General features: G+C 51.7%; 27 protein-coding genes. 22 read left to right on the top strand and 5 right to left on the bottom strand.

The window, feature by feature from the left end; genetic code table 11:
• Positions 1 to 182 precede the first annotated feature (182 nt).
• The 12 genes from M0R30_RS03055 (at position 183) to M0R30_RS03110 (ending at position 7,918) form a co-directional block, all read left to right on the top strand.
• Positions 183 to 929 carry a class I SAM-dependent methyltransferase gene (locus tag M0R30_RS03055; protein WP_292543173.1) on the top strand — a complete coding sequence of 249 codons (747 nt, stop codon included), beginning with the start codon at positions 183 to 185 and terminating at the stop codon, positions 927 to 929.
• A 553-nt stretch (positions 930 to 1,482) separates the two neighbouring features.
• Positions 1,483 to 1,755, top strand: a complete 273-nt coding sequence (locus tag M0R30_RS03060; RefSeq protein WP_292543176.1) for a hypothetical protein — start codon at positions 1,483 to 1,485, stop codon at positions 1,753 to 1,755.
• Positions 1,756 to 2,053: 298 nt separating this feature from the next.
• The gene (locus tag M0R30_RS03065) at positions 2,054 to 2,260 is read left to right on the top strand and encodes a type II toxin-antitoxin system HicB family antitoxin (protein ID WP_292543179.1); all 207 of its coding nucleotides are present in this window, start codon (positions 2,054 to 2,056) and stop codon (positions 2,258 to 2,260) included.
• Positions 2,257 to 2,472: a type II toxin-antitoxin system HicA family toxin gene (locus tag M0R30_RS03070; RefSeq protein ID WP_292543181.1), complete on the top strand. Its 216-nt coding sequence runs from the start codon at positions 2,257 to 2,259 to the stop codon at positions 2,470 to 2,472. Before M0R30_RS03065 ends, M0R30_RS03070 begins: the two co-directional genes overlap by 4 nt.
• A gap of 126 nt (positions 2,473 to 2,598) precedes the next feature.
• Entirely contained in the window at positions 2,599 to 2,802 is a 204-nt protein-coding gene (locus tag M0R30_RS03075; protein WP_292543184.1) for a hypothetical protein, read from the top strand.
• 348 nt (positions 2,803 to 3,150) lie between these two features.
• Positions 3,151 to 3,387, top strand: a complete 237-nt coding sequence (locus M0R30_RS03080) for a hypothetical protein (RefSeq protein ID WP_292543186.1) — start codon at positions 3,151 to 3,153, stop codon at positions 3,385 to 3,387.
• 4 nt (positions 3,388 to 3,391) lie between these two features.
• Positions 3,392 to 3,655 carry a type II toxin-antitoxin system RelE/ParE family toxin gene (locus M0R30_RS03085; RefSeq protein ID WP_292543189.1) on the top strand — a complete coding sequence of 88 codons (264 nt, stop codon included), beginning with the start codon at positions 3,392 to 3,394 and terminating at the stop codon, positions 3,653 to 3,655.
• A 721-nt stretch (positions 3,656 to 4,376) separates the two neighbouring features.
• On the top strand, positions 4,377 to 5,087 hold the full coding sequence (locus M0R30_RS03090; RefSeq protein ID WP_292543191.1) for a type IV pilin N-terminal domain-containing protein: 711 nt from the start codon (positions 4,377 to 4,379) through the stop codon (positions 5,085 to 5,087).
• Positions 5,087 to 5,629, top strand: coding sequence for a type IV pilin N-terminal domain-containing protein (locus M0R30_RS03095; RefSeq protein ID WP_292543193.1), 543 nt, complete (start codon positions 5,087 to 5,089; stop codon positions 5,627 to 5,629). Before M0R30_RS03090 ends, M0R30_RS03095 begins: the two co-directional genes overlap by 1 nt.
• A 10-nt stretch (positions 5,630 to 5,639) precedes the next feature.
• Complete coding sequence (locus tag M0R30_RS03100) at positions 5,640 to 6,434, top strand: type IV pilin (RefSeq protein ID WP_292543197.1); 795 nt, start codon at positions 5,640 to 5,642, stop codon at positions 6,432 to 6,434.
• 4 nt (positions 6,435 to 6,438) lie between these two features.
• A complete protein-coding gene (locus M0R30_RS03105) occupies positions 6,439 to 7,059 on the top strand; it encodes a type IV pilin N-terminal domain-containing protein (protein ID WP_292543199.1) in 621 nt (206 codons plus the stop codon).
• A 37-nt stretch (positions 7,060 to 7,096) separates the two neighbouring features.
• Complete coding sequence (locus M0R30_RS03110) at positions 7,097 to 7,918, top strand: type IV pilin (RefSeq protein ID WP_292543201.1); 822 nt, start codon at positions 7,097 to 7,099, stop codon at positions 7,916 to 7,918.
• 592 nt (positions 7,919 to 8,510) lie between these two features.
• Here M0R30_RS03110 and M0R30_RS03115 read toward each other — a convergent pair.
• Positions 8,511 to 9,944, bottom strand: a complete 1,434-nt coding sequence (locus tag M0R30_RS03115; protein ID WP_292543204.1) for a glycosyltransferase family 39 protein — start codon at positions 9,942 to 9,944, stop codon at positions 8,511 to 8,513.
• Positions 9,945 to 10,395: 451 nt separating this feature from the next.
• Between M0R30_RS03115 and M0R30_RS03120 the strand changes: the two genes are divergently transcribed.
• Both M0R30_RS03120 and M0R30_RS03125 read left to right on the top strand, forming a co-directional pair.
• The gene (locus M0R30_RS03120; protein ID WP_292543206.1) at positions 10,396 to 10,995 is read left to right on the top strand and encodes a hypothetical protein; all 600 of its coding nucleotides are present in this window, start codon (positions 10,396 to 10,398) and stop codon (positions 10,993 to 10,995) included.
• Positions 10,996 to 11,364: 369 nt separating this feature from the next.
• Positions 11,365 to 12,933, top strand: coding sequence for a tetratricopeptide repeat protein (locus M0R30_RS03125; protein ID WP_292543209.1), 1,569 nt, complete (start codon positions 11,365 to 11,367; stop codon positions 12,931 to 12,933).
• A gap of 342 nt (positions 12,934 to 13,275) precedes the next feature.
• Here M0R30_RS03125 and M0R30_RS03130 read toward each other — a convergent pair whose 3' ends face one another.
• Positions 13,276 to 14,538 carry a glycosyltransferase family 87 protein gene (locus tag M0R30_RS03130; RefSeq protein WP_292543212.1) on the bottom strand — a complete coding sequence of 421 codons (1,263 nt, stop codon included), beginning with the start codon at positions 14,536 to 14,538 and terminating at the stop codon, positions 13,276 to 13,278.
• 676 nt (positions 14,539 to 15,214) lie between these two features.
• Here M0R30_RS03130 and M0R30_RS03135 point away from each other — a divergent pair.
• The 7 genes from M0R30_RS03135 (at position 15,215) to M0R30_RS03165 (ending at position 17,750) form a co-directional block, all read left to right on the top strand.
• Positions 15,215 to 15,448, top strand: a complete 234-nt coding sequence (locus M0R30_RS03135; protein ID WP_292543214.1) for a hypothetical protein — start codon at positions 15,215 to 15,217, stop codon at positions 15,446 to 15,448.
• A 45-nt stretch (positions 15,449 to 15,493) separates the two neighbouring features.
• Positions 15,494 to 15,700, top strand: a complete 207-nt coding sequence (locus tag M0R30_RS03140; protein ID WP_292543179.1) for a type II toxin-antitoxin system HicB family antitoxin — start codon at positions 15,494 to 15,496, stop codon at positions 15,698 to 15,700.
• Positions 15,701 to 16,209: 509 nt separating this feature from the next.
• A complete protein-coding gene (locus tag M0R30_RS03145; RefSeq protein WP_292543216.1) occupies positions 16,210 to 16,449 on the top strand; it encodes a hypothetical protein in 240 nt (79 codons plus the stop codon).
• The gene (locus M0R30_RS03150; RefSeq protein WP_292543218.1) at positions 16,433 to 16,690 is read left to right on the top strand and encodes a hypothetical protein; all 258 of its coding nucleotides are present in this window, start codon (positions 16,433 to 16,435) and stop codon (positions 16,688 to 16,690) included. The genes M0R30_RS03145 and M0R30_RS03150 overlap by 17 nt, the downstream gene beginning before the upstream one ends.
• 155 nt (positions 16,691 to 16,845) lie before the next feature.
• Positions 16,846 to 17,040 (top strand): hypothetical protein, encoded by a 195-nt coding sequence (locus M0R30_RS03155; RefSeq protein ID WP_292543221.1) that lies wholly within the window; start codon positions 16,846 to 16,848, stop codon positions 17,038 to 17,040.
• A gap of 172 nt (positions 17,041 to 17,212) precedes the next feature.
• Positions 17,213 to 17,473: a hypothetical protein gene (locus M0R30_RS03160; protein WP_292543224.1), complete on the top strand. Its 261-nt coding sequence runs from the start codon at positions 17,213 to 17,215 to the stop codon at positions 17,471 to 17,473.
• 4 nt (positions 17,474 to 17,477) lie between these two features.
• A complete protein-coding gene (locus M0R30_RS03165; RefSeq protein WP_292543226.1) occupies positions 17,478 to 17,750 on the top strand; it encodes a type II toxin-antitoxin system RelE/ParE family toxin in 273 nt (90 codons plus the stop codon).
• 609 nt (positions 17,751 to 18,359) lie between these two features.
• Here the strand turns inward: M0R30_RS03165 and M0R30_RS03170 are convergent.
• The 3 genes from M0R30_RS03170 to M0R30_RS03180 all read right to left on the bottom strand — a co-directional run bounded on the left by M0R30_RS03170 (position 18,360) and on the right by M0R30_RS03180 (position 20,016).
• On the bottom strand, positions 18,360 to 18,806 hold the full coding sequence (locus tag M0R30_RS03170) for a hypothetical protein (RefSeq protein ID WP_292543228.1): 447 nt from the start codon (positions 18,804 to 18,806) through the stop codon (positions 18,360 to 18,362).
• Positions 18,807 to 19,343: 537 nt separating this feature from the next.
• Positions 19,344 to 19,706 (bottom strand): DUF86 domain-containing protein, encoded by a 363-nt coding sequence (locus tag M0R30_RS03175; RefSeq protein ID WP_292543230.1) that lies wholly within the window; start codon positions 19,704 to 19,706, stop codon positions 19,344 to 19,346.
• On the bottom strand, positions 19,696 to 20,016 hold the full coding sequence (locus M0R30_RS03180; protein ID WP_292543233.1) for a nucleotidyltransferase family protein: 321 nt from the start codon (positions 20,014 to 20,016) through the stop codon (positions 19,696 to 19,698). Before M0R30_RS03180 ends, M0R30_RS03175 begins: the two co-directional genes overlap by 11 nt.
• Positions 20,017 to 20,323: 307 nt before the next feature.
• Here M0R30_RS03180 and M0R30_RS03185 point away from each other — a divergent pair, with 307 nt between their 5' ends.
• Entirely contained in the window at positions 20,324 to 21,172 is an 849-nt protein-coding gene (locus M0R30_RS03185) for a class I SAM-dependent methyltransferase (RefSeq protein ID WP_292543236.1), read from the top strand.
• Positions 21,173 to 21,195 lie beyond the last annotated feature (23 nt).

Consider the following 21,195-nt stretch of genomic DNA (forward strand, 5'->3'; position numbering starts at 1 on the left):
ATTAATAAAAAATAATTAACAAATGGTAATTGTTTAATACATTTAATTAAAATTCATTAGGTACGATGGCTGGACTGGTGGGCAGTTATGATAGTTTGATCTGTCCCCCCTCTCACAGATCGGTTGACGAACAAAGAGGCCGGCTCGGAAAAACGGCAATCATTTTTTAAAAATGATCCGCCATGACAGAAACCGTTGACCCTTTCTGGAAATATGACGAAGATGCCTGCCAGTGCAATGAGTTTACAAGAGCCACATATGCCCGGATCTACCCGGTCATTGCGGATCAGATCCTCGAACGGACGGGGATTACGAAGGGTGCCTGCCTTGATGTGGGATCCGGGCCGGCATTGCTTGCGATGGCCCTTGCCCTTCTGTCGGACCTTCGCGTGACAGCGCTCGACAGCTCACCAGGTATGTATGAACTGGCACGCAAGAATATCCGGGACCGGTGCATGGAAGATCTTGTTGTCCCTGTTATCGGGGATGTCCACGCGATCCCGGCAGCGGATGCCGCGTTCAGTCTCGTGGTCAGCCGGGGGTCGTTCCATTCCTGGGAAGACCTTCCTGCGGCGTTTTTGGAAATCTCCCGGGTCCTCCGGCCAAGTGGCATGGCCTATATCGGAGGAGGATATGGCAGTGCCCGGATCCGTGACGAAGTACTTGCAGACCGCAGGGAGCGCGAGTTCGTGGGCGATCCCGCGTATCCTCCAAGACCCCGGTTCCCTAAGTTCAGTGTCAGAGAAATTGAGGCATCGCTCGAAGTGGCCGGGATCAGCGATTACCGGATCATCAGCGATGATTCAGGATTCTGGATAATCATCCGGAAAAATGAAGAACAAAAAAACCGGCATGGTCCTGCATTGGGTAAAGAAACCGATCCGGAAAACCTGCCGCAATTTCACGATGGATTCTTTTTTTCACAATGATCGTGCACCAGCATACGGGATTTAAAAAAACCGGCAGAGCGGCCTGCGCAAAAAAGATCCTGCCCGTAAAAAATTCCGAAACCTGCGTTTAGTACCCTGCCAGAAACCGGCTGCGATCCCTACAACCACTCCTGCCGCTCTCCTCCGATCCCCCGGATCCGGTACTCACAGCCGCTCCCGGACCCATCCCGAACTTGTGGAAGGGGCAGATCCCCGGATTAAAAGGGTCCTATTAGCGCAGTTTTACCTCTCCGGTGTGAAATCCGGAAATCCGGGGCAATACAGAGCGATTTAAAATGATTTCCGCAGGTGTTTTTAGGGAATTCCGCAGTTTTTCGGGTTCCCGAAAAAATGGGCTTGCGGAGAAATCGCTCAAAATAACCTCTGTTTGCCAAAAGAAGGCTGTTTTCAGATTAGGGGGCTTGTCACCGATCCAATACTCTGACAGGATATGTTCTCCGACGTAAGCTAGGTTCCCCATGAGAAAAAACACCCGCTCTATCGCACATACTTTAATGATAACAGGAGTGATACGAAGTGTACGGTATCGGGTATGACAACGATAACAGCACGGGTCCTCGATGGTTTCCATCTCGAACTGGAGAAAGGAATCACGACAAAAACCGGTGATGAGATCGTTGTGAAAATCGTGTATCAAAGTCAGAAGGACTTTCATACACATTTGATGAAAATGCCCGAAGCATTTTCATGCCAAATCATTGAAAAAAAACCTGTTGCATCACTTCGCGGAGCATGGGGCGTTGATGTGGATAGTGCAGACTTTGTCGATACCCTGCGAAAATCCAGGGCAATCGAAGAGTTCTGATGAACTCTTCTCATCCTCGAACCTCGCTTTGCTCGATTCTTCGGAAATCAAATCATTATGAATTTTTTTCTGGGTACCAGCATCTGCATTGATGTGCTCCGGATGAACGGACCTTAATTAGTCCGTTGAACTGTTCGAAAGTTTTTCCGATGATAAAAATTCCGGGATTATTTCGGTCATCACGGTTGCGGAGCTTGGCGCCGGTGCTGCACTCTCTCCCCGTAAAGATGCCATGAAAAAAACCGGGGGCCAAACTGATCGGTAAAGGAGATAAACCCAAACGGACAAGATGATGGTAATGAAGCTCAAGGTGCAGGTTGTCAAAGAAGAAGACGGGCGTTTCTCCGTCTTCGTGCCAGGACTGCCGGGCTGCATGGCACAGGGGAATACGGAAGAAGAGGCGCTCCAGTCAATGAAGGACCTCATTCCTGAATACCTCGAATGCATGACAGAATCGGCAGCCAAGGCTCTCCCGCACGTCCGCGAGATCCTGGTTGTCGCATGAAGCAGCCGGTAGTCTCGGGACTGGAGATGATCAAGATTCTCCACCGGCGGGGGTGGACCGATATCCGCAAAACCAAGAAAGGCAGTCATCTCATCATGAAAAAAGAAGGGGTGTTCGACAATCTGGCGATCCCCCTTCATGATGAGCTCACCGTCGGCGTAATCCATCATTGTATCGTGGTTGCCGGGCTGACCGGGGTGGATTTCGAATAATGATCGCTTTAAGGAAAGCAACTCTTAGCGTACCACAGAAGCCTGGTTCCCCGTGAAAAAATACACCCGCGCCATCGCACAAACTTTAATGACAACAAGAGTGATACGGAGGGTACGGTATCGGGTATGACAACGATAAAAGCACGGGTCCTCGATGGTTTCCATCCCGGACTGGAGAAAGGAATCACGACAAAAACCGGTGATGAGATCTTTGTGAAAATCGTGTATCAAAGTCAGAAGGACTTTCATACACATTTGATGAAAATGCCCGAAGCATTTTCATGCCAAATCATTGAAAAAAAACCGGTTGCATCACTTCGCGGAGCATGAGGCGTTGATGTGGATAGTGCAGACTTTGTCGATACCCTGCGGAACTCCTGGAAGATTTAATGGAGACCAAAAAAAAGGATCGGCTTGTTTCAGATATGAAGCGCATTGAAGAAGAGGGAAAATTCGTTTCACTCTCGGAGATTAAAGAGTGACTTTCAACCTTCTTATCGAACAAGACCAGATTGATAAGATCAACGGATTTAATGAAAAGAGCCGGAGAATCTAAAGAAAAACCTGAATTAATCATGCACCTGCAACATTTTTGAACTCACCATGAGCAACAACGCATAGGTTTTTTTAATATACTTGCGTATACCTAAGTATATGCCAGAGGTAACAACCGTTAGGATGAGATCCGATACCAAGGCGCTCCTGGATGATCTGAAACTTACTCCCCGTGAGACCTACGATGAAGTTGTCCGCCGTCTGGCCGAAGCCGCATATGATGATGAGCCCATGACTCCGGAAGAGATTGAAGCCATGGAAGAGGGGATAGCAGATCTCAAGGCAGGCCGGGTCCGGTCGCTCCGCGATATAATGAAGGACCTGGGCGATGACAAAGTGATCGAGTCCAGGAATTTGTGATTCCGTGTATCAGATCAAGTTGTCACGAAAGGCAGAGAAAGACCTGGTAAAAATCCCTCAAGAGCACCGGACACACATTGAGCTAGCATTAGAAAAGTTTGCTGAACACCCGTACCAGCGGCATGATGTTGTGAAGGTCAGGGACAGCCCGAAGAACGCGCCGAGATACCGGCTTCGCATTGGGGAGTACCGGGCAACATTTTTCATTTATCACAATAGACTCATCATCGAGATTATCACCATCGGGAAGAAGGACTATACCGGGTAATCAGGGAAAACCCGGGATCCCGACCCCTCCTCCCCGCAGCCCGTTTTACATGCCGATCCCCAAACTAAAAGGGTCCTATTAGCGCAGTTTTGCCTCTCCGGCGTGAAATCCGGGAATCTAGGGCAGGATAGCGCGATTTAAAATGATTTCCGCAGGTGTTTTAAGGGAATTCCGCAGTTTTTCGGTAGTGAACCCCGCAGGGGTGAACTACGAGAAGAACCCGTCAGGGTTCTTCGAAGGTCGGCTGATGCCTCCCTTCTCATTGTCGAGGTTCTGATGAACCTCTCCAACTTCGAAGTCCGAGCGGTCATCAGGCCGTGAGGAAGAGAAGAACCCATCAGGGTTCTTCGAAGGTCACCTGATGCCTCCCTTCTCATTGTCGAGGTCCTGATGTACCTCTCCAACTCATCAGAGTTCTTCGATTGAGCCCCGTTACCCGGGAGCCCTCCGGGAGACCACCTGATCCCCCTCATGATCTCAGTGCGAGCCAATCCGTGACGATATACAATTTTCCAAATCGATTTAATTCAATTTAACTGATTTTGATCAATGTAAAAAAAATTAAAGATAACTTTGAAAAATTAACAAATGATCATTGTTAAATATTTTTAATTAATAAAGATGATGGACATGGCAGGACAAGTATACAGCCATGCGGCTGTCGCTCGTGCTCCGTCATGATATTGTTCTCATGGAGATTTGAGCAAGAGGAAGGAGACCTATGCATTTTCAGAAGAGATTATCAAGAAAAAATGGCGACGATGGCATCTCGCCGGTGGTTGGTGTGATGCTGATGCTGGTCGTTACGATCATTATCGCAGCGGTAGTATCCGCATTTGCGGGGGGAGCTACGAGCGGGAGCCAGAAAGCGCCGACGGCGAACGTGGAGTTCCACCTGAAAAACGGGGGGAACAGCTTCAATTCATATTTCACGATGAAAGTACTCGGGGTGAGTGACCCCATCCCGACGAAAAACCTGAGGGTAATAACTTCGTGGACGACAACCTACAAGGATCCCGCTGACACGACGAACTACGGGAAGAGCTTCAATGGCGGGAACACGACCTATGCAGGAATGGGAGGTGTCTATATTACAGGTGAACAGACTGGTACCACCGGCACCATTACCGTACCGACCGGGTATGGCAACGGTGTCACGGAATGGGCAAACGACACCTCTCACCCGCCGGGTGCAATGTGGGGTAATTTCTCCTTATCTTCCGGAACCTCGACGTATGACAAACCTTCCGGATATGGGACTGAAGCATCGGGAATCTACTTTTACGGCAGTTCGCACCTTCTCGATCCCATGCAGGCCCTCCTTGGTAACAAATGGAATAACCTGAGGGTGGGAGATACCGTGGCGGTACGTATCATGGATGCGAAGTCCGGAAAAACGATCGTGGACCAGAATGTCATCGTGGAGGGGTAATGATGCAGAACCATGAACAGGCCGTCTCACCGGTCATCGGCGTGATGCTGATGCTGGTGGTGGTGATTATTATTGCGGCACTGGTCTCCGCATTCAGCGGGAGCACCGTGAGCGGAACCTCGAAAGCCCCCCAGGCAACTGTCCAGGGTACGTACAGCCAGACAAATGGCATGACCATCTCCCACACCGGGGGGGATGCGATCCCGATGGACACGACAACGATCCTGGTACAACCTTCGAGATCGTTCGGGGCGGATGCCTCCCGTTATTCCTGGGTGGTTAACAAGAGTTATGTCTTTACCAATGCGACCCAGACCTGGGCGACCGCCCGGGCATTCCTGCCGGGCGACACCGTCACTATCAGCAAGGACAACCTGAGTTATGTCCAGCAGCGGCCTGCGCCTGATGACATGCCGGGCGATGCGGATGACCCATCATATGGGTTTAAGAATCCAGGCAACATCGGTCTCACATTCTCACTCGTGTTCCAGGATACCAGCGGGAAGACGATCGGGCAGAGCACCGTGGTTATTACCAAGTGAGGTGGAAAGGATGACACATGTGTGCCGTTCATTCAGAAATGAGCGCGCGGTTTCACCGGTAGTCGGTGTGATGCTGATGCTCGTTGTCGTCATCATTATCGCGGCAGTGGTTTCCGGGTTTGCCGGGGGGATGATCGGAACGGGCAACCAGAAGGCCCCGACCCTTATGATGGACGTGAAAATCGTCAACATGGGAAGTTGGGCCGGGAGCGGGTTCTTTGCAAGCGTTACAGCAGTAAGCGAACCGATCCCGACAAAAGACCTCAAGATTGTGACTTCGTGGACGACAACGGACAAGGCTTGGACCACTAATCGACCGATCATAACCGGTGGGAATACTACCTTACCGGGGGTTATGAATATTGATGTACTCGGGAACCCGGATCCAAGTATCAGTTCCGGTTTCTATGTTGCACCGTTCGGGGGCGGGCCGGGGATAAACGGGAGTGCAACGGTTGGATCCTTAGATACGAACACACAGTTTTCAGGACGCTGGCAGCAGTTCGGGAATTATACGCTGATGCCGGGAACCACCCTGTCGGCACAGCCGTGCGGGGCGGCAAGCTTAGATAGTATCGGCGGCTCGTGGGCAGATGGTAAGCCGAGCGCTAACTACGGGTATGGTGTTGAACGAAAGTTTATCTACAGAACAGCGAGTGGCACCCCCTATCTCGATCCGATATCGGCGGTTCTTGGGCCCAAGTGGGAAAGCCTGGTAATGGGGGATACCGTGAATGTCAAGGTGATCCACATCCCGACAGGGAAAGTGATCTTCCAGCAGGATATACCAGTAACGGAGGCATAAGTCAATGAAACCATCCAATCATAATGCAGTCTCGCCGGTGATCGGCGTGATGCTGATGCTCGTAGTCGTGATCATCATTGCAGCGGTCGTATCGGCCTTTGCCGGCGGGACAATGGCGAGCAATTCCAAGACCCCGCAGGCAACGATCAAAGGGGTATTCAGCCAGTCGGGCGGGATGCAGATCATCCATACCGGTGGCGATGTCCTTCCCACGGCCCCCCTCCTCTTCACCATAACCAGCGACGCCAGCTTCGGGCAGGGTCTCTCGTCGGTAACCACGGAGGTGATCCAGAAGGGAATTATCACGGATGACAAAGGGAACCAGCTGCTGAACGTTGACGGGACATCGAACGTGACCTCGTTTGCGCCGGGACAGACGCTGTATATCAACGTGTATAACCTGGACCCTGCCATATTACAGCCACAGATTTCCCCTTCTTCCAATCCTTACCCCTCTATGTTCAACGGACAGGTTTGGAAATATGCAGGAGGAACGTACAGGTTGGATTTCTGGGGACTGTGCTACGTCAACCCCGACAATGTCGGCAAGACATTTACGCTCACTATCAGTGACAAGTCCTCGGGAGCCGTGATGGCCAAGACTTCGGTTGTGATCCAGCCGTAAAAAATCTCCATAAAGATTTGGGCAGGTGGAAAAGGACATGCATTACCTGAAGAATCGAACAAGAAAAAAAGGTGACGAAGCCGTTTCACCGGTAGTCGGTGTGATGCTGATGCTCGTCGTCGTCATCATCATCGCGGCGGTGGTTTCCGGGTTTGCCGGGGGGATGATCGGGACCAACAACCAGAAGGCCCCGACCCTCAATATGGACGTGAAAATCATCAACATGGGAAGCTGGGCCGGGAGCGGGTTCTTTGCAACCGTTACTGCGGTAAGCAAACCGATCCCGACAGATGAACTCAAGATTGTGACGTCGTGGACGGCAACGAACAGGACCTCGGGCGAGAGCATAACCGGCGGGAGCACTGTTGTACCGTTAATTACAAATGTTAACGTCATGGGGAACCCGCAGACGGGTTACAGCGGTAATACCTATGTTGCACCCCAAGGGATAGGACCGGGGGTCAACGGGAGTGCAACGATCGGGTATAAGGATACGAACGCAATGAATTTTAAACCATACTATCAGCAGTTCGGGAGGTATATGCTGGTACCGGGAACCGCCCTGAGCGGTATACCCTGTGGGCAGCGTGATTTTAATCAGGTGCCGGGCGGCAGATGGAGCTATAGCGGTAGTGGTAATACGCCGGCAAACCCGAGCTCTGCCAACGGGTATGGTGTCAGTACTCTGTTCAGTTACAAGATACACGATAGCAGACCCTTCTACAACGATTCCACCGAAGCGGTTCTTGGGCCCTATTGGGAGAAACTGCGGGCCGGGGATAAGGTGAATGTGAAGTTCATCCACATCCCGACGGGGAAGGTCATCTTCCAGAAAGATATCGCAGTAACGGAGGGATAAGTTACTGAAACCATCCGATCATACAGCAGTCTCACCGGTGATCGGCGCGATGCCGATGCCGTAATGGGAAATCCCTGCAAAATGCCCGGGTCAGAAGGACCGGCGGGAAACGGCTTGTTCATGCCGCCCCCCTCATGTCCCGGGATCGCGCCGGAGATCCGTGCAACTTTCAAAGGACAGCCTCACATGGGGGATGGCCGTACCAGCCCTCCCCTAAAAACATCATTTCCTAAATAACCCCGCACCGGTGCAATATCCTGCCGGGCGGGAGTTTTTCCCGGCAGGTGCCGGTGCCTGCCGTGTGCCGGGACGGGCGAGGCATCCGGGTTTACCGGGGGCTCTCCTGAGAAAAGCCCGGGCAGATCACACTCATACCCGGCACGCGGTGAGAGACGAGACAAGAGCAATCTTCCCGGGCAATGCCTGCTTTTTGCATTTATAACAGGAAGGGAACGGTAATGGTATAGCCGGGGGAGCAGACGGCCGGCGGCCCGGTAACCGGATTCCCCACCCGCCCCGCAGGTGCTCCCTTCGCAGGAACGCACATGACTCCTGCCGGGATATCGCCCCGCGCCCCGGTCTTTTTTTCAGACTACCCGTAACCGTAATTCAGGGGACTGAACCGGAACAGAACAAGAGGATGCAGCGGAGGGGGGGCCAGCCACTCTATCCCCTCAATGCTGAACGGTCCCCACGCGAGCGACTGCACGATGATGGAGTCTGAGATGTCCCAAGCCCGTTCATCATTCATGGTTTTCACCATATACCAAGGATAGAAAAAGACCCCGATGAACTGGATAACGACCGATACTGCCACCAGTCCACCGACGATGAGCGTGACGGCCTGCCGCTTCCACGATCCGGCAGGATCGCTGCCGGCTCCCGTATCCCCGGGAAAAAAGCAATCGAGGAAAAACCCGGTGTACAGGCAGAGCACCGGGACGCAACCGGTGAGGAAACGCGGCCCGAAACAGTACGCTGCCGAGGACGACCATAGCCCGAAGAAGCTGTACAGGAGGATCTGGAGGAGCACGGCAGGCCCGAAGAGGAGGAGGAAGAGGCGCAGGGGTCGTGTGCGGTCCCGGTACACCCGGAGATACCCAAACAGCGAGAGGACTAGGACCGGGCAGAAAACGAGGAGCCCGATATTGGGGGCAATAAGGAGCCCGAGGTAATGGCTGATAAAATCTGTATTCAGGATGAAGAACTGGAGGTTCGCACTATAACCCCCAAACAGATTTCCGAACACGGAATAATTGTACCAGAAGAACGGAAATCCGCCAAGAACGGCACCGGCAGCATATCCCGGAAGCTGCTGGCGGTGCTGCCATACCATCCAGACAATGACCGGGATAAGGAGGATCGCATCCGGCGGGCGGTTGAAGACAAAGAGCCCTGATACGATGCCAAGGAGCACGCTGTATCCCCACCAACCCGTCTCTTCGTTCCGCATAACAAGCCAGATGAGCAGGACCAGGAGCAGTTCCACCGTACCCTGTTGCCAGAGGGCCTGGCTGCTGATCGACCAGGTACTCGTGGCAAAAGCGAAGATCAGGGCGGTCGCCAGTGCAACTTTTCGGTTGAACAACCTCTTCCCGACCGCGAATACGAGGACACCGGCCGTTGCTGCGATCGCTGCTGCGGATACTTTTGCGAGCACGTACACGTCCGTGGTCTCCAAGGGAGTGGAAAGCGCCAGGCTCATTTGGTGGGATGCGGCATAGATCGGCGTGACAAGAACACCTGTGACAACCGGGAAGAGCGAGACGCGGTGGCCCTGTACCATAGTAAAAGCATAGGTATAGTCCGGGTTGGACAGGATCGGCGGGACGTAATCGAAATACAGGTTCTGGTGCAGGATCAGGGACTCCGGCATGAAGGATGCAGGTGCCACGTCCCCGCTGGGAAAATTGATATTCGAAACCGTGGTATAGGCCAGGAACAGCGCGATGAAGAGGAGGATATAATCATAACGGTGGAAAATCTCGCGCATGTCATGGCCTGAAGGCACTTTTATCCCGGTCATCCGAATCATAAAAACGTATGCGCCTCCGGCACATGTGTCTGGCGGTCTGATACGATCTCCTGATATGGGGCCCGGGTTTTTGGCAGGCATGCAGCATCCCGGGAATTTCCCGGTGAACTGCGCTGAAATCATCGGCTGCGGCCAGGCTGGTGTCGGTGCCATGGTGATCCAGCTCTCACCCTTTCCCCGCCTGCGGGTGCGGGGCGCGCGGGGGAAATGGCGGTTCCCGGGTTCAATCGCCGGATTTCACGGTTCTATGATCTACATTGCCGGTTATTTGTTTTTTCTTCGCTCTCTTCGGGCAATCGGGAGAATGTTTCCAGATCGCTGTGTGCCTGGTCTTGTATGGCCATCTGAATAAATCAAATTTGATTAACAAAACATTTAAGTTAAACTATAATAATTGATCACATATCGGGTTGGCCGTCATGGCCGGCCTGAGGAGGTAAACATGAAAAAGAACGAAAAGAAAAGCAAAGGGTCTGCATCCGGCATAAGGATACTGATCGTACTCGCAATCATCTGTCTCTGTTTCAGTGCGATGGCTCCCGCCGTTGCAGCAGCATGCAACGATCCACCAACCGATAAATGGCTCTGTAACGTAACCGTGTTAGCGAATAAGACTGGTTTTGGCACAGTCGATGGACTCGCGTACAATAATGATAGCTTCTTCGCCGTTTTAAATCATTCACATTTTAGTACTACTCCAATGTTGTACCCCTATTGCTGGACCACCGGCTACTACCCATACACTGACCGGAAGTATCTGGAAACCCTGAACGTCGGCAACGGTGTCTATCCGGCGGTAATGAACCCAACTGACGATTACGAGTGGAAGTTTGTCAATGACAGTCTTGACAAAGAGTCATTCCTGTTCAAGAGAGGTCTTGCCGCATATGCCAATCACTACAACAGCACTTGCTATCTCTGGTACGGCAACGTCACGAAAGCCACCAGTCCTTGGAATGGCAAAGATAACTGGCTTTTCCCGACCTATGAGAATGCGACGTATGTTTTAAGATTGGATGTAAATTGGACTGGTCCGGCATAACTGGTGGTTTTCAAATTCAGTACTTTTACCATCCACAAAAATTTCCATTTTTTTATAACAGGATCGTGTACCGGTGTACGCCATGAAAAAAACCCGGTTGATCATCCTGCAAAAAAACCTGCCCCTATCATAGATTTACCGGATTCCAAGTCATGTAAATCCGTATTCCCGGCATATTTGTCATCTGGCAATGAGGTAATAAAAATGAACACAGAGCAAAAATCACTAATAAATAATGAACATACATCCCTGAGGAAGGCGCCGGATACAATCCTCAAAAATGGGCTCCTGAAAATAAAAGAGAACTGGGTACTTATCGCAATTTTCCTCCTTTGTTTTTGCATATACAATACCTATACCCACATGCGGATGAGCGGTGATACCATATCTGCAGGATACCTGCCCTTCAGCATTATCTATTACCAGGATCTATTCCTCGAACATTTTTACAACAACCCGCAGTTGGTATCCAACGCCTATGCATTCATCACGGTCAACGGGCACCTGATGTCCATCTTCCCCATCGTGACCCCGGTCCTCATAACCCCATTCGTTTACGTGTGCACGCTGGGAATGACGCCGGGTCATGCCTTCCTCCATATCGCCCAGATCGTGCGGACGACATCCGCAGGTATTGCAGCACTCGCAGTCTGCACATTTTACCTCGTCGTGATCCGGTTCGTCCCAAGAAAAATTGCAATCCTCTCCACGCTGGTCTTCGCATTCGCCACCAGCACCTGGTCGATCGGCAGCCAGGCCCTCTGGCAGCACGGCATGGTCGAACTGCTCCTCCTCCTGATATTGTATGCAATAATCAGGAATGAAGAAAACCCCTCTCCCATCTGGTTCATTATAGCCGGCATCCTCTCAGGCCTCCTCGTATTCTGCAGGCCACCGGATGCACTGCTGATCATTCCCGTCCTTGGCTATGTCTTCTGGAAAAACCGTACGCAGAGCATATATTATCTTGTACCGGCAATCCTCAGCGGCCTGCCCTTCCTCGCGTATAACTGGTATTTCTTTGGCACCATATCCGGTGGGTACATCCAGAACCTTGGCAGATTCGGTCTCTCTCCCGAGGTACTGGCAAATTTTGCCGGGCTCTTTCTCTCGCCGAACAAGGGCCTGTTCGTCTTCTCACCGGTTCTCATCCTCGCAGTCTTCGGATATTTCCGCTCTGGTTCCATCGGGAACAGGAACCTGTCCCTCCTCTTACGGTGGTTCGGCCCGGTCCTGATTCTGGAAACGGCAATGTACGCCTTTTTCTATGACTGGGGCGGGGGATATGCGTACGGCCCCCGTTTCCTGACCTCGCTGGTTCCTGTTTTGTGTATCTACGTAGCGCTTTTCCTCTCGTACACGGCAGCACTATTCCGCGCCGGGATGTATGATTACCTGAAGGCAGGAGCAATCGCATTCCTTGTTGTCGTATCGGTAGCAATCCAGTTTATCGGGGTATTTTATTTCCCGTACCTCGACGATTCTCATTATCCCCAGCCATGGGACAGTTCAAACCCGCTCATCGCCAGCAGCCTGCAGGACGGTGTTGAACAACTCGACACCTTTGCCGTCCAGTCAATTCCCCCCTTTCCGCCACTGTATTACTATACCCGGTATGATGAGTGGAAATACCTCAATGTAAAAGCGGCCTTGTCCGCGGGTGACTATTCAACGGCAGCTTTGTATTATATACAATATCTCCAGGAAAACCCGGACTCGTATATCCTGTGGAACAACCTCGGCTGCTGTCAGATAAAACTCGGGGAATATGACGAGGCAATACAATCCTTTGACCGGTCCCTTGCGATCAACCCACAGTTTAAGGATGCACAATTGAACAGGGCTGCCGCAGTACAGATCCTGGCACGAGGTAACCGCTCTGTAGAAATCGGTATAACCGTTCTGACGCTCCCGGGGAAGGCTGGGTCCGCAGGATAGAGCAGGCTGGAGACGCGATTCTTTCAGGATCACTTCGACACTGCGGGTATGCCGGGGAAGAATTCTATCGAATTCTTCGGAAATCGAAGGATCCTTGCGGATCCTTCAAAGACCTATGGTCTTCTCATGTCTCAAGATTTTCGACATTCTCCGTCAATCCTCGCTGTGTGACGAAGGAACACGAGAGGAGAGCCTTATGGCTCTCTTCGCTGATGCGACACCTGACTCCCTGCCTTTTCACCGGGCACGTATTCCCTGCCCAAAATACAGAAGTATAAAAAATGCCCCCCATATGTTCCAGCCCAACGTGTGATATCATAAATTAGCACGATTTTGTAACATTCACATCTCCCGGCAATATACTTCCCTTGGCGCTTCCGCATCGCCGTCTCCCTGCCCGGGACGTTCATCATGCTCGGAAAAGAAACGTTCCTTTACCACGACAAGGGCAAAGACAAAAAACAGGCTGACCGCTTGGACGTACTGGTCGAGGACATAGGGCAGTGCTCCGTCCGGCAGGAGCCCCAGGGCGTACCAGACCGCAAGGGGCATGAGGGAAATGCCCGCAAGAGCTGCAATCCTCCACGGGTACGTGTACCCTTTCAGGATAAAGTACAACGGCACGGCAAGGAGGATAAAATCGTACGGCTTGGTACGGGGGAGTATCATGAAAATCGCGAGCGTTGCAAGGGAATAGACAAAGAGGTCGGTTTTTGTATCGTCACGGATCAGGAAGTATACCGGAACAAGTACGAGGGCAATGTAGACAACCGAGACTATGGCAAGGGTAACGGAACCCCCGATCTGCGCACGGCTCAGGAGATCGGAAAACATCAGGTACGGCGTGGGTGTGTTCCACCCCCCGATCTCAAAGAGAGGGCTTTCCCCCCCGGTCAGGAAGCGGAGGTACGACCCCATGAGAGCCGGGTAAAGAAGGAACGAGACGAAAAAGATCCCGGCAACGGTGCCGGCTGATGCAAGGATAGCGCACACCCTGTCCCTGAGCGGGCGGCGGACTACAAGATAGAGAGCGATAAATGGGAGAGGGACAAGAGAGAACGAGACCATGATACCCATAACCGCTGCGGACAGGTACAGCCGGTTATGCACTAGCAAAAAGAGCGCGACCACGAACAGGAACATGAGGACAATTGCCTTGTTGCCGGTCAGAAAATTCCAGGAGAGGCTGATGAACGCAGTGAAAACGAGCGTGAAGAGCAGGAGATACTCCGGGCGATCGTCCATTTTCAGGACAAGATAACTGCCGGCGACAAGAAGCGCGACAAGGAACGCATAGTAGACATGGATATCAAAAAACAGGAACATCCGGAAAACCCAGAAGAGGATGAGGGTATGCGGGGGATAGACAAACGGGAGGATGTCATTCGTATAATTCTGGATCGTTGCCGGGACATAGGGATTCTCGTTGTTGTCAAACACCCATGTTGCTGCCTGGTATACCCGGTAGTCCCAGCCATTCCTGGTATCGGACAGGATAAAGGCGAGCTGAACCACCGTGAGGGCAATGAGGAGGCCGCAGAGTGCATACCAGGTATAGCGTACCGGATTGCTGGATCGGGATGGGCCACCGGTACCGTCTCCCATGGGCATGTTCCTCTGTGTGATGGCGCGTTCCTCCTTTCTGATCGCTGGGACAGGCGATCTGATAAAGGTGCTGAAAAATTGCCAGCGCCCGGTGACGATAAATTTTTTTATGAGAGGACATCAGCGTACGTAATGAAAAAATCCGGCAGAGCGGCCTTACAAAAAAATCTGCCCGTATAAAAATTCCGGGACTCGATGTTTCGTTTCCTGCCATGAAGATGACAGATGTCCCGGCAGTTCATCCCTCGGCTCTTCCATCGGACACCCCCGATCCGGTACCTACGGCCGGTCCCGGCCATGTCCTGAATCCCGTGGCAGGGGCCGATCCTCAAACTAAAAGGGTCCTATTAGTGCAGTTTTGCCTCTCCGGTGTAAAAATCGAAAATCCGGGGCAATACAGAGCGATTTAAAATGATTTCCGCAGGTGTTTTGGGGGAATTCCGAGTGGCCATCAGGCCGCGAGGATGAGAAGAACCCGTCAGGGTTCTACGAAATGATGAGGGGCGTCAGACCCGAGCCACAAGAAGAATCCGTCAGGGTTCTTCGAAGGAGGAGTTCCATGGGGTCGTTTTGCTTATAGGAATACATGAGAGGAGTCTCCCCGGGACACAAAAACCGGCATCCAAAAAATACCGTGGTTTCCATTTTCCCGGGCACCTGCCGGATCCGGGAACCGATGGATAACGAACACAATCCTGGAACCCCCGAATGGTACGCAGCGATGGATCGGCTGGGCCGGAAGTACACCGGTTGGGACCCCCTTGAGCAGATGTGCACGAACATCCCGACGCTCCGACGGTTAAAAAGAATGTCCATTGAGGAGCAGGATGCCATCTGCCGGCTTCGGGATGCTTACAAGTATGTGAACAACGGCAAGGTGCCGTTCCCAAAAAAACAAACCGGGGCCTGAACTGATCGGTAAAGGAGATAAACCCAAACGGACAAGATGATGGTAATGAAGCTCAAGGTGCAGGTTGTCAAGGAAGAAGACGGGCGTTTCTCCGTCTTCGTGCCAGGACTGCCGGGCTGCATGGCACAGGGGAATACGGAAGAAGAGGCGCTCCAGTCAATGAAGGACCTCATTCCTGAATACCTCGAATGCATGACAGAATCGGCAGCCAAGGCCCTCCCGCACGTCCGCGAGATCCTGGTTGTCGCATAAAGCAGCCGGTAGTCCCGGGGCTGGAGAAAGGAATCACGACAAAAACCGGTGATGAGATCTTTGTGAAAATCGTGTATCAAAGTCAGAAGGACATTCATACACATTTGATGAAAATGCCCGAAGCATTTTCATGCCAAATCATTGAAAAAAAACCGGTTGAATCGCTTCGGGGAGCCTGGGGCTATGATGTGGATAGCGCAGACTTTGTCGATACCCTGCGGAAATCCAGGAAAACAACCGGATCCTTCTGAATTTTTTTCTTTTTTTCCCCATCCTACCCCGGATAAGCCAGAGGACTCCCCGCAACCATCGCGCTCTTAAACAATACTTTCCGGCAAGATCCGAAATAGCAGGATCAGCCCGTTCCTAAAACAGGATTGATGTCCATGCAAAGGGATTTGCATGAAGTACTATAACCTTGGCAATTCTGCGGATTTAAAATTAAAAGTACGAGAAGCAGGGGAATCAAAGAAAGTCTTTTTAGGATATATATCCTATATGTCCTGTATATGGAGGCAATAAAAGTAAGGCCCTACATGTCTTCCGAAAACTGGAGGGAGATCAATGGATTGAGACTGGCGGGGGAGACGTTCGATGATGCAGTAACCCGCCTCCTTGAGGAGCGCAAGAAGCAGCAGTTACATGCAGATATGCTGGCAGACCGGCGAGAGGATGATTATATCCCGCTCGAATCCCTCGCCGCAGTTCAGGCGAACGCAAAGGAGCGGGAACGTGCAGGTCAGGATTAAACCGAAGGCACAGGAATTTGTAGACGCCCTCCCGGAAAAGTCCCGGCGGATTGTCTACGAACACCTCGTGCAGTTAAAAGACCCAAAGACTGCCCGGGATATTGAGTGCATTCAGGGAACCGAATGGAGAATGCACATCGCCCATACCTACACAGCGTTTTTCCTGATAGAAGGGAACACCGTGTTAATCAACCGGGTCATGACAATTGAAGATGCCCATAAACGATACGGCCGGCTGTAATCAATCGTTTTTATTGCCGACATTTCCCCTCCTCCTTTTGTGTCTGTGCCATTCCCTTTTCGATCTCCGTTAGCATGCCGGCGTGTGTATCCTGACACCCCGGGAAAAACCGGCATTCCAAAAGGATTCTTATTTGCCATGTTTACAATAGTATCATGTCAGTAGTGAAGCGGATCCCGGTAACGGAACCGGTCTGGAAAGAACTATCCGAGATGCGTTCAGCCGGCCAGACCTACGCGGAACTCCTGGAAGATTTAATGGAGACCAAAAAAAAGGAGCGGCTTGTTTCAGATATGAAGCGCATTGAAGAAGAGGGAAAATTCGTTTCACTCTCGGAGATTAAAGAGTGACTTTCAACCATCTTATCGAACAGGATCAGGTCGATAAGATCAACGGATTTAATGAAAAGAGCCGGAGAATCATTAAAGAAAACCTGAATTAATCATGCACCTGCAACATTTTTGAACTCACCATGAGCAACAACGCATAGGTTTTTTAATATACTTGCGTATACCTAAGTATATGCCAGAGGTAACAACCGTCAGGATGAGATCCGATACCAAGGCGCTCCTGGATGATCTGAAACTTACTCCCCGTGAGACCTACGATGAAGTTGTCCGCCGTCTGGCCGAAGCCGCATATGATGATGAGCCCATGACTCCGGAAGAGATTGAAGCCATGGAAGAGGGGATAGCAGATCTCAAGGCAGGCCGGGTCCGGTCGCTCCGCGATATAATGAAGGATCTGGGCGATGACAAAGTGATCGAGTCCAGGAATTTGTGATTCCGTGTATCAGGTCAAGTTGTCACGAAAGGCAGAGAAAGACCTGGTAAAGATCCCTCAAGAGCACCGGACACACATTGAGCTAGCATTAGAAAAGTTTGCTGAACACCCGGACCAGCGGCATGATGTTGTGAAGGTCAGGGACAGCCCGAAGAACACGCCGAGATACCGGCTTCGCATTGGGGAGTACCGGGCAACATTTTTCATTTATCACAATAGACTCATCATCGAGATTATCACCATCGGGAAGAAGAAAAATTTTGACTATACCGGGTAATCAGGGAAAACCCGGGATCCTGACCCCTCCCCGCAGCCCATTTTACATGCCGATGCTCAAATTAAAAGGGTTCTATTAGCGCAGTTTTGCCACTCCGGTGTGAAATCCGGGAAACCGGGGCAGGATTGAGGGATTTGAAATGATTTCCGCAGGTGTTTTCATGGAATTCCGCAGTTTTTCGGGTTCCCGAAAAAACGGCCTTCCAAGGAGATCGCCCTTAAAGTGCCCCAATTGCCAAACGGGGGCCATTTTATCAGATATGATTCCCGGGAAAATCCAGTACTTCTTACGGAATGTTCTCCGACGTCCGAAAGGTCGTAAGACCTTGAGGAAGAGAAGAACGCATCAGCGTTCTTCGAAGACCCTGCGGGTCTTCTCGTTGTCGAGGTCCTGATACACATCTCCAACTCATCAGAGTTCTTCGATTGTGCCCCATTACCCGGGATACCCCTAGGGGAACTGTCTGATCCTCGCTTCCCACATTGATTCTACTAACTGCCAATGAAATCATTTGTTGCTTTTTACTAATTGCCAATTAGTATGGTCTCTACCAGGATCCTGGAACATCTCGTTATCCTGCAGAAAAACGGGATGATCCCGTTCCAGATATCACGGAGTAGTGGTATCCCCCGGCGCTGGCGGGGAGACTGCTCCCGGTCGGGTTTCCGGTGTCACCGCCCCCGGCCGCGGGACCGGTGATTTCTGCAGCAGCGGCATCCCGTCCCGCCCGAGCTCGACAAGACCGGTGTCGCAGACCCGGAAGAACCGCCATGCGTATTCGGGAGAACAGATCCAGAGCTCGCGGGAAATTTCCCGGGATGACGGAAACATCTTCAGGCCGGCGATCTCCGCATGGGCCTCCCGCTCCAGCCATTGCAGGGTACACCTGATGTACCGCATACGCTTGATTTTTACCGGGGCATGACACGCAGGAATCGTGATGGAAAAATCGGCAAGCATCCCCGGCCCACGCTCATAGTACTGGACAATCCCGCGGGGCTTCGCGATTGCATCTGCTTTCTCAAGCGCCCGGACCGGGTGGCGGCCCCGGGTCATGGCCGGCCTCCGCAGGGACCGGGATACCAAAAATAAATTCTGATTAGCGCCGGATCGTTCCGGTCTACCCGGGCCGGAAAAATCCCGGCGGCCGGCCCGGGTCTTATGATCGTATGGAGTGATGAGTGTGCGATGTCAGGTTCTCCTTGTGTGTTGTTCCGGCCTGGGCCCTGCACTGTGGAGGAGCGTGGGGTCATCGGACGATTCTGCAAATGTTATATTCTAACATATATACGCTTTGTAGTATCCAAGAATGAGAACGCAATAATCGTATATCAATGGAAACCCGCCGGGTTCATACGGTAGTGGAAGCGTCACACCCCTCATAAAGGAGTCCTGTACCGTCCAAATCCGGTTTTAAATTCCCGACCGGTCCGGCATCAGTGGACTGCCCATGTGGGGGAATAAGCCGATAATAGTGACGGGCATAAAAAGGCTGACTCATTCTCGCGTGATTTTACCGTTCAGCCCCTGTCGTGACGCTTCTTACCGGTCTCAGGGATTTATTCCTGCTGTCTCCCCGTGCGTTCATTCTGGTTATTTCCGGGTCTTTGCATCTCTCTTCATTTCGTCGCGGATGGCACGGATATCCGGTTCAAGTCCGGGCAGCTTGTTCTGGATGATATCCCAGATGATCTCATAATCGATGGCAAAATACCCATGAATTATTTTATCCCGTATTCCTGCCATGAACTTCCAGGGAATTTCCGGATGGGCCGTCCTGACAGGATCCGTAACATTTTTTGTAGCTTCCCCGATGATCTCAAGAGATCGGGTAACCGCCCGGCAGAGCGTTTTATCCCCGATAAAGTGCTCATACGAGGTCAGAGAAGATCGGACACCCTCCAGATATTCGATCTCATCAAGAATATGCTGGAGATATACCCAGTCATCCTTCAACCCAGATCACCTCGCTCTCGATCCGTGGCCGGATGTAGATATCAATTCCTCTTACCGTGAGGAGGTCTACTTTTCTCCCGAAAATATCTTCAAGAAAATACGAGAGTTGCATGAAGTTATCGAACGTTGCCTTTCCTTCACGGAATTCAACAAGGACGTCAATATCACTGGTCCGCTTCTGTTCGCCACGTGCAAAAGACCCAAAAATCCCGATCCGTTTCACTCCGTAGTTCTCACGGATCGCAGGCACTGCGCCCCGGAGTTTACTGAATATGGGACTCTTTTTGTGCGTCTGTGGCAGGATCTGCATAACCTGTAGCCCAGCTCCGTACCAGTTGTTTGAGGATTGTGGTAAAAAAGGATATGGTTGAAAAGTGTGGGCTTTTCCGGTTTTTACATTGGGTACGTGGATTCGACAGGAAACCAGAACTGGTAAACTCTCGTGACTTTTGGGGAATTAACGCGGGGATCCCCAACCGAGATATTTGTCCGGATAATTTTTGTTAAACATTTCAAAATTGTTAATTACAAACAGTTAGTAACCGGTCACCGTATACAGCTCGGGATCATGCCCCCTCCATCCATCTCCATGACAGGGAACCATTCAGGAATTTTTTATGATTGACATCAGCAAGATCGACTGGAACCAGGCTTGGAAAGAGGTAGAACTGGAGAAGAAAGAGAAGAACGAGTTCGCCAGTTGTACGGAACGGTGGAAGGACCGCGAGCGGTGCAGGAAATTCAACCAGAAGGTACAGGAGGATAACTGGAAGCGGGCCTGGGAGCGGATCCAGGTTATGAAGTGCACCCCCTCGTCACGGGTGCTCGATATCGGTGCCGGCCCCGGGACACTTGCCATTCCCCTCTCCGGGATTGTCCGTCATGTTACCGCGGTCGAGCCCTCCCCCGGGATGCTCGAATGCCTGCACGAGAACATGAAGGAGCGGGAGATCATTAATATCTCGACGCTCCAGAAAAACTGGGAGGATGTCGACCCCGCAACGGACCTCGATGCGCCGTACGACGTGGTTGTGGCGTCCTACTCGCTGGGAGTCCAGGACCTCCGGGCGGCTCTTGAAAAGATGGATGAGGTCTCTGCAAAATACGCCTACATCTTCTGGTTCGCCCACCTGAAGTCACCCCGGTTCCAGCACTATCATGCAATCTGGGAAGATCTCTTCGGGATATCCCCGTCCCCACGGCACACCCCCAATATTATTTTCAACCTGCTCAACCAGATGGGGATCTATGCCAATGTCGAGATATCCCGCACGGAAAACATCACCCGGTTTTCCAGTATCGGGGACGCAGTCGCCGACCAGCGGGATGCCCTGAATCTCACCGATGAACGGCAGGTCTCGGTCCTCACGGAATACCTGGAAAAATTCCTGCTCAAAGAAAACAGGCAATACCTCCTGAAAAGCAAGTCCTACCAGGCAAAGATATGGTGGGAGAAAGAGAGCTGAACTTCCGGTCCCCGTCATTCGCG

Origin of the sequence: Methanoregula sp., assembly GCF_023227875.1 — an archaeon.
GTDB lineage: Archaea > Halobacteriota > Methanomicrobia > Methanomicrobiales > Methanospirillaceae > Methanoregula.

Excerpts from the sequence above, each read along its gene's own strand:
- M0R30_RS03055 (WP_292543173.1), top strand. The coding sequence starts at position 183 with ATGACAGAAACCGTTGACCCTTTCTGGAAATATGACGAAGATGCCTGC.
- M0R30_RS03060 (WP_292543176.1), top strand. The coding sequence starts at position 1,483 with ATGACAACGATAACAGCACGGGTCCTCGATGGTTTCCATCTCGAACTG.
- M0R30_RS03065 (WP_292543179.1), top strand. The coding sequence starts at position 2,054 with ATGAAGCTCAAGGTGCAGGTTGTCAAAGAAGAAGACGGGCGTTTCTCC.
- M0R30_RS03070 (WP_292543181.1), top strand. The coding sequence starts at position 2,257 with ATGAAGCAGCCGGTAGTCTCGGGACTGGAGATGATCAAGATTCTCCAC.
- M0R30_RS03075 (WP_292543184.1), top strand. The coding sequence starts at position 2,599 with ATGACAACGATAAAAGCACGGGTCCTCGATGGTTTCCATCCCGGACTG.
- M0R30_RS03080 (WP_292543186.1), top strand. The coding sequence starts at position 3,151 with ATGAGATCCGATACCAAGGCGCTCCTGGATGATCTGAAACTTACTCCC.
- M0R30_RS03090 (WP_292543191.1), top strand. The coding sequence starts at position 4,377 with ATGCATTTTCAGAAGAGATTATCAAGAAAAAATGGCGACGATGGCATC.
- M0R30_RS03095 (WP_292543193.1), top strand. The coding sequence starts at position 5,087 with ATGATGCAGAACCATGAACAGGCCGTCTCACCGGTCATCGGCGTGATG.
- M0R30_RS03100 (WP_292543197.1), top strand. The coding sequence starts at position 5,640 with ATGACACATGTGTGCCGTTCATTCAGAAATGAGCGCGCGGTTTCACCG.
- M0R30_RS03105 (WP_292543199.1), top strand. The coding sequence starts at position 6,439 with ATGAAACCATCCAATCATAATGCAGTCTCGCCGGTGATCGGCGTGATG.
- M0R30_RS03110 (WP_292543201.1), top strand. The coding sequence starts at position 7,097 with ATGCATTACCTGAAGAATCGAACAAGAAAAAAAGGTGACGAAGCCGTT.
- M0R30_RS03115 (WP_292543204.1), bottom strand. The coding sequence starts at position 9,944 with ATGACCGGGATAAAAGTGCCTTCAGGCCATGACATGCGCGAGATTTTC.
- M0R30_RS03120 (WP_292543206.1), top strand. The coding sequence starts at position 10,396 with ATGAAAAAGAACGAAAAGAAAAGCAAAGGGTCTGCATCCGGCATAAGG.
- M0R30_RS03125 (WP_292543209.1), top strand. The coding sequence starts at position 11,365 with ATGAGCGGTGATACCATATCTGCAGGATACCTGCCCTTCAGCATTATC.
- M0R30_RS03130 (WP_292543212.1), bottom strand. The coding sequence starts at position 14,538 with ATGGGAGACGGTACCGGTGGCCCATCCCGATCCAGCAATCCGGTACGC.
- M0R30_RS03135 (WP_292543214.1), top strand. The coding sequence starts at position 15,215 with ATGGATAACGAACACAATCCTGGAACCCCCGAATGGTACGCAGCGATG.
- M0R30_RS03140 (WP_292543179.1), top strand. The coding sequence starts at position 15,494 with ATGAAGCTCAAGGTGCAGGTTGTCAAGGAAGAAGACGGGCGTTTCTCC.
- M0R30_RS03145 (WP_292543216.1), top strand. The coding sequence starts at position 16,210 with ATGGAGGCAATAAAAGTAAGGCCCTACATGTCTTCCGAAAACTGGAGG.
- M0R30_RS03155 (WP_292543221.1), top strand. The coding sequence starts at position 16,846 with ATGTCAGTAGTGAAGCGGATCCCGGTAACGGAACCGGTCTGGAAAGAA.
- M0R30_RS03160 (WP_292543224.1), top strand. The coding sequence starts at position 17,213 with ATGCCAGAGGTAACAACCGTCAGGATGAGATCCGATACCAAGGCGCTC.
- M0R30_RS03170 (WP_292543228.1), bottom strand. The coding sequence starts at position 18,806 with ATGACCCGGGGCCGCCACCCGGTCCGGGCGCTTGAGAAAGCAGATGCA.
- M0R30_RS03180 (WP_292543233.1), bottom strand. The coding sequence starts at position 20,016 with ATGCAGATCCTGCCACAGACGCACAAAAAGAGTCCCATATTCAGTAAA.
- M0R30_RS03185 (WP_292543236.1), top strand. The coding sequence starts at position 20,324 with ATGATTGACATCAGCAAGATCGACTGGAACCAGGCTTGGAAAGAGGTA.